The organism is Brevibacillus laterosporus DSM 25, from assembly GCF_002706795.1.
In the GTDB taxonomy this organism is placed as follows: Bacteria; Bacillota; Bacilli; order Brevibacillales; family Brevibacillaceae; genus Brevibacillus_B; species Brevibacillus_B laterosporus.
The window spans coordinates 2,369,143-2,380,704 of the sequence record NZ_CP017705.1 but is presented as its reverse complement, the minus strand read 5'-3'; the positions used below and the strand labels follow the sequence as shown (position 1 = coordinate 2,380,704).

The 11,562-nt window shown below is 39.2% G+C and carries 9 protein-coding genes; 1 reads left to right on the top strand and 8 read right to left on the bottom strand.

Features of this window, described 5'->3' with window-relative positions; genetic code table 11:
* Positions 1-134 precede the first annotated feature (134 nt).
* Entirely contained in the window at positions 135-608 is a 474-nt protein-coding gene (gene ybaK, locus BrL25_RS11435) for a Cys-tRNA(Pro) deacylase (RefSeq protein WP_018672064.1), read from the bottom strand.
* A 154-nt stretch (positions 609-762) separates the two neighbouring features.
* The gene (locus BrL25_RS11430) at positions 763-1,896 is read right to left on the bottom strand and encodes an MFS transporter (RefSeq protein ID WP_018672065.1); all 1,134 of its coding nucleotides are present in this window, start codon (positions 1,894-1,896) and stop codon (positions 763-765) included.
* 99 nt (positions 1,897-1,995) lie between these two features.
* Here BrL25_RS11430 and BrL25_RS11425 point away from each other — a divergent pair, with 99 nt between their 5' ends.
* Positions 1,996-2,856 carry a LysR family transcriptional regulator gene (locus BrL25_RS11425; RefSeq protein WP_018672066.1) on the top strand — a complete coding sequence of 287 codons (861 nt, stop codon included), beginning with the start codon at positions 1,996-1,998 and terminating at the stop codon, positions 2,854-2,856.
* A gap of 196 nt (positions 2,857-3,052) precedes the next feature.
* On the opposite strand, the gene BrL25_RS11420 is transcribed toward BrL25_RS11425, so the two are convergent.
* From BrL25_RS11420 to BrL25_RS11395, 6 genes are all read right to left on the bottom strand, one after another.
* On the bottom strand, positions 3,053-6,640 hold the full coding sequence (locus tag BrL25_RS11420) for an Ig-like domain-containing protein (RefSeq protein ID WP_018672067.1): 3,588 nt from the start codon (positions 6,638-6,640) through the stop codon (positions 3,053-3,055).
* Positions 6,641-6,795: 155 nt separating this feature from the next.
* The gene (locus BrL25_RS11415) at positions 6,796-7,329 is read right to left on the bottom strand and encodes a DoxX family membrane protein (protein WP_018672068.1); all 534 of its coding nucleotides are present in this window, start codon (positions 7,327-7,329) and stop codon (positions 6,796-6,798) included.
* Positions 7,330-7,596: 267 nt separating this feature from the next.
* Positions 7,597-8,475, bottom strand: coding sequence for an IS3 family transposase (locus tag BrL25_RS11410; protein WP_236848055.1), 879 nt, complete (start codon positions 8,473-8,475; stop codon positions 7,597-7,599).
* Positions 8,472-8,780: a transposase gene (locus BrL25_RS11405; protein WP_099327224.1), complete on the bottom strand. Its 309-nt coding sequence runs from the start codon at positions 8,778-8,780 to the stop codon at positions 8,472-8,474. Before BrL25_RS11405 ends, BrL25_RS11410 begins: the two co-directional genes overlap by 4 nt.
* Before the next feature lie 380 nt (positions 8,781-9,160).
* Complete coding sequence (locus BrL25_RS11400; protein ID WP_018673558.1) at positions 9,161-9,787, bottom strand: C39 family peptidase; 627 nt, start codon at positions 9,785-9,787, stop codon at positions 9,161-9,163.
* Positions 9,788-10,235: 448 nt separating this feature from the next.
* A complete protein-coding gene (locus BrL25_RS11395; RefSeq protein WP_155803075.1) occupies positions 10,236-11,540 on the bottom strand; it encodes a tetratricopeptide repeat protein in 1,305 nt (434 codons plus the stop codon).
* Positions 11,541-11,562: the final 22 nt, after the last annotated feature.

The following is an 11,562-nucleotide window of genomic DNA, read 5'->3' as shown; positions in this document are numbered from 1 at the left end:
TAACAACAGGACTTTGCTGTTACAGGCTTAAAAAGAATAGCGTTGATTTAAAACACTAGATCAATCTATTTACTTTTTCTCTTCTGTTAACTAATCATTATAGATGGCTATTTAACAGATGAGATAGATTTCTACTACATAGTCAGACTCACAGAAGTAGCCTTACTTACCTTAATTAAGTCAGTTGCATTCATAAAAATCTGCAATCCTCTTTTACCAGCACTAATGCTAATCAGACTACATCTAAGAGCTGACTCATCAATATAGAGCGGATAATTTTTTTTAGTACCTAGAGGTGAGCAACCACCCCGTATATATCCTGTTAATTCTAGTATCTCTTTCATTGGCACCATTTCTACCTTCTTATTCTTGCTAGCAGCTGCCAATAATTTTAAGTGAAGCTCCTTATGGGCAGGAATACAAGCCATGATAACCCCCGTCTTATCACCACGAAGTACTAGGGTTTTAAAAACCTGCTCTACCTGTAAATCAACCTGCTGAGCAACATGTTTCGCATTTAAATGCTCCTCATCCCATTCGTACTCATGCACCGTATAGGGAACCTTATGTTTATCTAGCAAACGACACGCATTTGTTTTACTGCTCATATCATTACACTTCCTTATAAGGGTTACCCTTATTATAACTCTTATAACTCATATAAGTACTTCCTCTTATTCTATTTACCTACCTTTAAGTTACAACCATCTCTCTGTAAATAATAGGATATTACCATGCTTTTGTTCCATATATCATTTCTATTTATCGCTTTCTTGCTATCAAAATCCACTGTAATCCCATAGCAATCACTAAAATACCACCTGTGAGATATGGCAAAGTCATCGGGGGCATTCCTTGTTCTAGCAATATTCCATTTGTCATCGTCCCAATTGAGCCGGCCAGATAATTGATAGAGCTTAAAAGAGCAATTGAAATAGTAGCATGCTCAGGGCTGATTTCGACTAGTGTTTTTTGTAGGGTTGCTAAGGATGCCCAGCCACTAGCCCCCCACAGCATCAAGACGATTGCGAATATTACTGCCAGGTAATGGACGCTTCCCATTAGTATGAAAGATATAAGCATCAGGATTAATAAGTACATCAGGATAACTCTAGGTCTCTTATAAAAATCCATAAGATAACCAATGATAAAGCTTCCCGCAATACCACCAATTCCCCACATCCAAATAAAAACAATCGATTTCTCAAATCCATAAGCGCCAATAATAAGATCTAAATACGTATATAAGCCTAAACTACAAAAGCTCAGTATCATGGTTATTGTCATGACGAGCGATATATCTTTATTTGTAAACATACCCAATCGTTCTCTGAGTGTCGGTAAACTATTCGATTTTACTACTGGGAACTTACAAAATAGGGCTACTATTCCTACTACCCCAATCATTACAATAAACCACATGGTCATTCGCCATTCTAAGATGGAGGATATATAGATGCCCAAAGGAACGCCTATCACATTTCCCGCGCTCATTCCCAGCAATATCGTACTTAGCGCCCTCCCCCTTTGCTGTTCCTCCACTAATGAAACAGCTGCTGACGAGGCTAATGGCGAGTAAAGACCTGCGCCGATCCCCGCTAGTCCTCTCGAAATCAATAAAATGACAAACTGATGTGTAATCGCAGTAATAAAATTCGCGAATGTGAAGATCGATAATGCTGTTAGTAATGTATATTTGGCATTCGTTTTACTCATCAAGGTTGCAAATACAGGCGCCGCAATCGCATAGCATAAGGTAAATACGCTAACAGTTTGTCCTGAGGCTCCAATAGATACACCAAAATCTTCAGCAATACTAGGTAAAATCCCAGCCATAACGTAAGCATCCACACCTAGCGCAAACATACCCAATAGTAATAAATATATCTTTCTCAATGGTAACCACCCTTTTTATTTCATGTTCAATTCTTATCGTATAGGGTATAGTCATATTAGTGAAATTAATAATTTGCATAGAAGGTATGAGAATAACTTATGACGATAGCTAGATATGAGGTATTACAGAAGGTTGTTGAAATAGGTAATTTTACACGAGCCGCGGAACAGCTTAACATGACTCAATCAGCAGTCAGCCATGCCATTGCTAGTTTAGAAAAAGAGTTCGGCTATCCTTTATTACATCGAAATAAGCAAGCAGAGATTAGTCGAACTGCATTTGCCGATCGAATCCTGCCGCATATCCAGCAGATTCTTAAAAGCGAGGCTATTATTAAACAGGAATTATCAATCCAAAACAATCAACTCGAAGGCACCCTAAAAATAGGGGCCTTTACAAGCGCCGCATCACAGATATTACCTACCATGCTGGCAAATTTAAAAAAGAGCTATTCCGGTGTGAAGGTAATATTATTTGAGGGCACATATGGTGAAATCATGGACTGGATTATGAACGGTACTGTAGATATTGGGTTCATTGTTGATGCTGATACAAATCACCGTTTGAACGTGATGCCTGTAAAAAAAGATGAATTAGTCTTGGGTTTACCTAAAAACCACATGCTTTCTCAGCAAAAAATCATAGATATAAAAAAAATAGCTGGTATGGACTTTATCATGCCAAAAGGCCCTTACCAGACATTAGTTTTAGAAAATTTGACTGCTCATCATGTGCGTCCCAATATCATACTAGAGGTCCTGCATTGTGAAACGATTGTCAATATGGTCTCTCAGGGTATTGGGATCACGATGGGGCCTGAGCTATTTTTCAAATCACATAAGAACATTGAAATAAGGAAAGTAAAGCAAAAAAAATATCGGCAAATCTACTTGGCCTTTAAAGAAGTAACACCTATTGTTACTGCCTTTTGCCTATGCAATCAGTTACAGCATGCGTAGCCTGATTATTCTGATTCCCCACTTCTCTATTCGTTTGTCACAAAACCTCCTCCCTTCTCGTTATATGTGCAAACCGAATCGAGGAGAGGATTTTCATGAGATCAATCAAGCTGTTTTCCTGAATATAAAAATGCCACTCGTAAGGCATCCACGGGACGTCCTTAGAGTGGCACTATTTTAGTACTCTACCATTTAATTATTTCTTCTCAGGAAGTTTATGTACTACTTGTTCTAGTAGCACTGCGATTTCCGCTCTTGAAGCATGAGCAGTTGGATTGAGATTTCTGCCGTCTCCTTTTACAATTCCTTCTGCAACTAATGCGCTGATGGCTTCCTTGGCGTTATTCTTCACCTGATTAGAATCGGCAAAACGATTCAGCTCAGCCGCTTCACCCTTTTTCAGCTCCATACCAGACTTAATCATTGCCTGATACAAGATAACCATTAGATCTTGTCTTGTAATAGGCGTGTCTGGATTGAACTGTTCACCCTCGAAGCTTTGAATGATTCCTTGTCCGACCAGGCTTGTTACTGCCTCAGAATAATAGCTATTTTGTGGAACATCAGAAGTATTACCTGCCACATCTGACTTCAGATCAAACATTCTCATCAGGATGAGTGCAAAATCTCCACCCTTCATTGCCACTTTTGGAGTAAATGTGTGATCAGAAGTTCCTAAAATGATCCCCTTAGAATTTAACAGCTCAATTGAGTTTTGCGCCCACTTATGGTTCTTTAAATCACCAAACATTTTTGCTGTCGATTTGTCTTTGGTTTCGACTTTAGCAGTGTTTTGGGTTCCTTGATTGTTTGTTGTCGTTGTCGTAGCTGTGTTTTTGTTTTTATCCGTGTCTCTGTCTCTATCCCTATCCCTGTCTTTGCCTCTATCTCTATCTTTATCCTTATCCGTCTCTTTATCTGGTTTCTTCTCTTTATCCTTGTCTTTCCCCGGTTCTTTATCTCTATCTTTCTCCGGTTCCTTATCTCTGTCTTTCTCTGGCTCTTTATCTTTGTCTTTATCCGGTTCTTTCTCTTTATCTTTCTCTGGTTCTTTATCTCTGTCTTTCTCTGGTTCTTTCTCTTTCTCTTTCTCCTCGCCACCTGTGCCTACATCCGGCTTGCTTCCTGTGTCAGTGACTGTTTTTACCTCAACCTTCAAGTCTTTTGCACCTTCTTGGAGGGCATCGAATGTAATCTTACTTCCTTGGGTGTTTACCGCATATGCATGGGCTATTCCGTAGTCTGCTGCTAGACGGTTCGCTACCTTCTGAGCAACAGCAGCAGTATCATCATTCGCCTCTACCGTCACAGCGATTTGCTTATCGATTTTGCCATCAGCGATATGGACAACAAGATTTCCCGCTGTATTTGCCCCAGTCTGAACTTGGGTGCTGAACCTAGCTTTTTGCCCAACAATACCAAAGCTTCCTTCCGTTCTCGTCTCCAAATCTCCCCATGTCAGACCCTCGACTGCCGAACCCTTGCCATTCTCTATCACATTGAGAATGATACTAGCGTTGTTGCCTGTTCCTGGCTTTTGCTTAATAATAATTCCCGCTGGTGACGAGGAGGTGATAACTTCATAATTTCTACCCTCAGGATGATGTAATAAGGCTGCTTTCAGCACATTTTCTATTTCGGCCAGCACATTTTCGTTCTTCCAGCCCACATATAGCTTGTGGTTTAATGCTAATTGGCGACCTAAGTAGTCAACTGTATTTACTTCCACATTGTTGATGTACATTTGTAGCACCAAAAGCGCCGTTCCAGGTCCATTGATTGGTTGTCCATTCGAGCCTGTAACATCTCCAGATAAAGGCAGGAAATATTCACCAAGTACCTCGGTCGTATCTCGTCCTTGCCTCTCGACAGATACATCACTCATCGTAACTCCCACATTTACAGTAGGCTCAATCTTTGCCTCAACCTTGACGTTAACTTTTGCCTCGACATTGTTGCCTTTTACTCCGACAGGAAGATTAATCAATGTTCCCGTTACCGTAAAATCCTGTGCTTTGGCATTACCTTTTTCATAGCTAATGTTATGTAAATCCCACTGCACGTCTGCATTGATGATATTTCCATCCGATAATGCGACACTTACTTGCTTTGGAAGGTGTAGCGCTTCTGGTGAAGCATTCGTACCGCTAACGATTCCGGTAATGTCAGGGTTCGGATTCAGCGACTGCACATAACGCATTTCGTTAACTGAGATATTGGCAATTGCCTTTTGACTAGGTACAGCAACACCGGCAGGTAAGTGAACTAACTTACCTGTTACTTCCACTGCTTGTTGTTTTTCATTAGCTGGGTCGTAATTTGAAGCTGCCAGCTCCCATGTCACATCCACTTTTTCCGTTTTACCGTTACTTAACGTCACATTTGCTTGCTTCGGCAGATAAAAAGCAAGTGCTGTTTTATTAATGCCGTTAGGTACTTGTGCCACCAGTACAGGGTCAATACTTGTAATCTGAAGGGCAGCAGCGACTTTTACTTTCGCCTCCGCTTTTACTTCACTCGGATTCTTTAAGCCAGCCGGGATATTTTTTAATGTACCAGCCACGTTAAAAGTCTGCTCTGCTGGATTGTTAGGATCATAGGCACTATCGTCTACATTCCATTCTATCGGCACCTGAACTTTGCTACCGTCACTCAGTTCTGCCTCTACCTGTTCAGGCAAGCCCAGCGCTTCTTCTGTTTTTGGAGTTCCACTTAACACATTGTTGATTTCGACAGGCTTAAGACTACTAATTGTACGTGCATCTTTGAAGGAAACCTTTATTTTCGCCTTAACACCATCGCTATTAGCAATTCCCGTAGGCAAACCAGATCGATCTCCCAAATTACCTAAGAATTGAACCGTATGGGCATTCGGATTGTTTTCGTCATAATCTCCATGTTCCCAAGAAACCCCAACCGATTGGGTCGTATTATCATCCAAAATTACATCTACGCTATTTGGTAACCCCAACTGATAAAAGCTTGTGCCGTTTTCTTTTTCAACAATATCAGCTAGCTGATTCACACTCGTGATCTGCTTTGCCGCCGATACTGTAATTTTAGCTGTCGCTTTCATATTCTTGGTGTTAGTTATGCCTTCTGGAAGAGCTGAACTCCAAGAAGTTTCACGTAACGCTCCCACAGCCGTGAATGTTTGACTATTCACATCGTCAGGGTTGTACTGGTCAAAGCTCCAACGGACGTATAATTCTATTTTTTTACCGTTGCTTAATTGAACCGTGACATTACTTGGTAAATTAAAATTAAATGCAAATGTCCGATTTGAATAAGTTGATTCTGGAATGGCTTCTACCGATTCTATCTCGATTGTGGTAGCTTCTGGCTTTAAATTTATATTCTCTGGATTTGACTGAGGTGTTGGAGTGACCACTTGACTTTCGCCTTGTTCCGTCTGAGATTCGAGGGTATTGTCCTTACTTGTGCTTTCTTCATCCTGAGAGCCGTCGGTGCTTATCTGACTTGTGCTTTCTTCAGTCTGGACTTCTGGACTGTCCACAACTGTTTCTTTTTCAGCCTTAGGTTCCTGACTGTCCACTGTAACTACGCTTTCATCACCTTGAGATACTGAGCCGTCCCCTATACCCGCACCTTTTGCATGTGATTTAGAGCCTCCCGTTTTATCCGCTGTGATCGTTTTTTCCGTTCCTTGTTCTTCTCGTATCAGATTCTCTTCTACTGCCGCAGACACATAAGACGGTAATCCTAAAGACGTCAAAAGACTCGTTGAAACCAGGACATGAAAAATAGCCTTTTTCTGTATCATTTTGTTTACTCCCCCGCTTATTATCAATAAGCTACAAATATGATAATGATTATTATTATCAATAGATTTCAAAACAAATTATTCAATAGTTTTTAAAATCTGTCAATATTTTTTTAGAAATGAAATGTACACAGGAGTTTACTTACCAATACGTATCAGTTCACCAAGGATCTGTTATTCAGAGTAACATTATCGGATTTTGATATCCTCTTCTGTGCAAAAGAAGGCACGCGTCTAAACAATTGGTCTAAACTAAGCAAATAGGTATGTGAACCGCTGAGCAATAAACCAAAGGCACTTGTATAAAGAACAAGGCTGAGCAGATTCATGTTGCCTGACAAAATGAAATTAATATGCATAAATAAACAAATAAGAATGCTTGGTAATGTACACAAACCTACAATCAACAAAATACCAATTACAATCTGAACGATGGGAATGACATAATTATAAAAATCAACATAAGGAAGACATACGTGCTTGATAAACTCCTTGTAAAACTCAGGTACATTCGGTTTCGTTAAAGCCGCTTCTAAATAGTCCTGTAGAAAAACACTCGGCTCCCGAAACCAGCCCTTATCAGTAATCTTGGTCACCCCAGCTAACAACCACCCTCCCCCAAAGGCAATTCTCATAAGTACAACAAGAAAAGGAAAAATGTGCTGCTTGAAAGAATGGAAAAAATTCATTCAGTAAGACTCCTCACCTCTTTTAATTGAAAACGATTATTATTATCAATATTTTGAGGGTGGTTGTCAAGGTATGTTTTCTTTGCTATATGAGGTTTATTTCTGCGATTTATGAGGTGTTCCAGTAACAAAAATGGACTTACGTTGACCAAGAAATACGTAGACATGCCTCATTCATAAGTAGCATTGGTTAGGTTCTTTTTTGTTTACTAACCGTGTCATACTGATCTTGCCCCTGTCAAGTAGACAACTTTAAACAAGCCCCATCTAGGCTACCTGAGTTCGGTATTCTATCGGACTCAGGTTTTTTAATCGAGATTGAAACCGTTGCTGATTATAGAAATTAATGTAACCGTGAAGAGCTTCTTCCACTTCTTTATCTGTTTGAAACGAATGAAGGTACAAACACTCTGTTTTTAAATGCCCAAAGAACCCCTCAATACAGGCGTTATCTAAACAGTTACCTTTTCTAGACATACTTGCTACGATTTTATATTGCTGAAGGAACTGGTTATACTGCTTTGAGGTGTACTGGTATCCTTGATCACTGTGTAGGAGGACTCCGCTTACATCCCGCTTTTTAATCGCTAATTTTACGGTATCCATTACGAGTCGTAAATCATTACGTTTGCTTGTTTTGTAGGCAACAACTTCGTTGTTATACATGTCGTATATGACAGACAGATAAAGACGGCGACCATTAAATAGTATGTAGGTAATATCTGTAGCCCATTTCTCATTTGGCCGTGAGGCGCAAAAATTTCGATTCAGCTTGTTTTCGGAGATGACAACCTTCTCTTTGCGCCCAAAGAATTTTCGTTTTTTACGGATTAGCGCTTGTATCCCAAGTTCCTTCATAATGCGATACACACGTTTATGATTGACTTTTAGCCCGTACCTTCTAAATAACCACACTTTTATTCGGGGATACCCGTAAATACCTTTGACCTCTTGATGACACTCCATGATCATTTCTCTTAATTTTTCATTTACCAATTGTTTTGAGGTGGGGTGTTTCTCACGAGAAAGCCACTTGTAAAAACCACTACGAGATACTTTCGTAATTTTACACAATAAAGTAATAGAATACTTTTTAGACAATTCTTTAATAAGCTCGAAAAAACAGCATTTATCTTTCGGTTTCACCTCTTTTCTAGACCTAGCCACTTTTTTAAGAATTCGTTCTCTGCACGTAATCGAACTATCTCTTCCTCCGTACTCTCTGGCCTTATTCGTGGTCTTCCTCTAAGAGGATTTTTTGTTCTCCCGCGTTTTTCATCTAGTCCCTGTATACCTTCCTTTCTATAATGATCAACCCATCTTCTTAAAATAGAAGGGTCACTAATGCCGAGATCCCTTGTAAGTGTTTTGTACCCTTGTTCACCGCTCAAATAAAGCCGTACGGCTTTTAACTTAAAATCCTTTGAATATGTTTTTCTAATTTCCCCCATAGAAAATTCCCCTCCTAGTTAATACAGTAAGGGGTCTTGCTTCTTACTGTCTACTAAAAGGGGATAATATCAATACTATGGGGGTTTCTATATAAAATCTAACGAGTATTTTTTGAAAAAGCATAATATTTAGTCTGAATTTTGTATTTATATGCAACAAAAAAGCCGAGACTACACAGGATTAGATACCTGTTCTTCGCTCGACTTGTAAGCAAAAGATTACGTTCTAAATTAATGCTTTAAGTTGTAGATACGACAAAACGGAGTAGATAGCTTTCCCCGCTTATGACTGATTCTACTCAAAGGCGCAAAGCGATTATCATACGTCATAATCACAAATAATTGTCCAGCTTACAATACACTCGCTTCGTCAATGGGCATCAAACAGATGCTCTGGAGTCTTTAATCAAAATTCCACGCTTGGCATAAAAACGTGAAAATACTTCACAGCTGAGATGAACATTTTCCTGACTTGCAGCAGTGTTTCCAGACGGATTGTGGAAGATAATTTCCTGACGTTGAGCATCTTTTCCGAACACATACACCAGATGTCCTCCTTGCTTGGGCGGCGTCACCTCTGGCGTACGGATGGTAGGATGAACGGAAGCAATGTACACATACCCCTGATCAAGCAGATCATAAATCTCTTCAATGGGTGTATGCTCCTTAACCTCTGCTTGGAGTGCATATCTTTCGGCTATAAAAGACACAAACGGACGGTAAAACAGACCTTTAATACTCCCATCCTCTTGAACAACATATCCACCATAATCCCGGCACTGCTTCATCAGTTCGATCGTTGGAATAATCTGATTGTGCCAATGCGCAAGCAGCATTTTTAAACAGGCCATCCCACAAATATGGAAGCTCCAATGAGCGTATTCATCCCGGTCAACTGCGCCAGACAGATGCCATAAGGGGTCGTCAGCAGGATGTAATTTGCCGGATAAAAAGTCCGATACTAACTGACGGGACTCCCATTGAGAGAAGTAAGGTACTGCCTTCATGCTTATCCCCGCTTTCTGTAGTTCGTATTTTTAATTCTACAATTATTTTTTCTTATTTACCGCTTATCTCCTGTAACGAGTCAGACATGAAAGGCCCGTGAAATCCCATTTATGATAAGGAGGTGTATACCAGCATCATTTTGGGGCTAAACAAATTTTCTTGATCTGAATTCATTTAAATTACAAAGCTCTTCTATAGGATGTTATTTTGAAACAGGTAAAAAACGCTTTACATATTTCCTTACTTAAAGCATGTATATAGCAACTCTTATTAGAAGTTCAATGTAACAAAGGGGAGAATATTTCTCTCTTTTTTATATTAATGACTTAAGAAGGTAATCAACTATTTTTAAAAAATTTCTTTAATCATTCTCGTATACTTTTAAGTTGAACTCTATCAATCAAATAAGAAGCCCAGGTATTCCAGAGCAGGTTGTTAATGGTATTGTTATTTAACACCAGGAGCTGCTAAGTATTTATCATAAATATGAGTTACTTCTTCCCCAAATAGTAATGCCATTTTAGTAGCCAAGCTAGAAGCTTTTACAAAGAATCGGTTATTTGTTTTTCGTGAAAAATAAGCTAAGGCATTTTCTATTGAATCCAGTGCTTGGCTTTTTTCACCTACATGACAAAGAGAGTCTGCTATTGTTAAGTAGGCTTCAGCTAATATATGTTCTGTAGTGTAATTAACAATGACTTCCTCGCATATAGACTTTGCTTCTTCATATCTCCCTAATTGATTATACACTTTGGCAAGTTCGATACATGAATTGTTAAGCCAGTGGATCGATCCAATTCTTTTATGGATCTCAATAGCTTTTTGAAGATGTGAAATAGCTAGATCATATTTTTCTGTACATCTATAAATGATCCCTAAGTTGTTATTTACCCCTGCGATTCTTGCTTCTTTTTTTGGATCATTATAATATTCTAAAATATTTAATGCCTTCCGGTTAGCTTGTTCTGCTTCTTCATACTGCTTCAGATGTCTCAAACATACGCCTATTCCCATATAAATGTCTCCACTTTTGTAAAGTGACGAGTAGCCTATATTTAATTTCTCAGCCTGCCGGAATCTTTCTAGGCCAGAGTGGTATTCACCAAGTCTTTCATGCATATATCCAAGGGCGTAGTAAAGAGTAACTAGAGGTATTCCATGTATGTCATGCTGGAGGGCTAGCTTTTGTGCTTCATATAGATGAGAAATAGCCTTTTCAGGTTGTTCAATGGAGGCATATAGTTCTCCTAGCGAAGTCAAAGGACGAATAAGAAGTAATGGATCAGGATCACTTGCTTCTCTCACTAGTTCGATACTTTCTAAAAAATATGCTGCTGACTGGTAGAAGTGTTGTTCGGATCGTGCAAGAGCACCTTTGCCCCATACATAGATACTTTTTTCTTCTTGGTTTAGCTGCACGTCAGAAAGCCGAAAGAGATACTTGTGTGCTTTTTTCCAGTCACATACCTCAATATTGGCAATAAGACCACGAATATTCCTATGTATATTTACTTTTATAACTTCCTCTCGGTTACAGTCTTCGTAAAGCTCTGACATAGGCACTTGTAAACGTTCAGCTATTTTGGTAAGTAGATCAGGTAATGGCAATGAATACCCCATTTCTAATTGACTAATATAACTACGACTGCATATCCCATCCCCTTGTGTCATATTTAGTTTCATTCGGATTTGTTTAATTTGACTGCCAATCACATTCACCAAAATCACTCCAAATATTGATTTAATTTTCAAAAATTGACATTAATTAGTAATG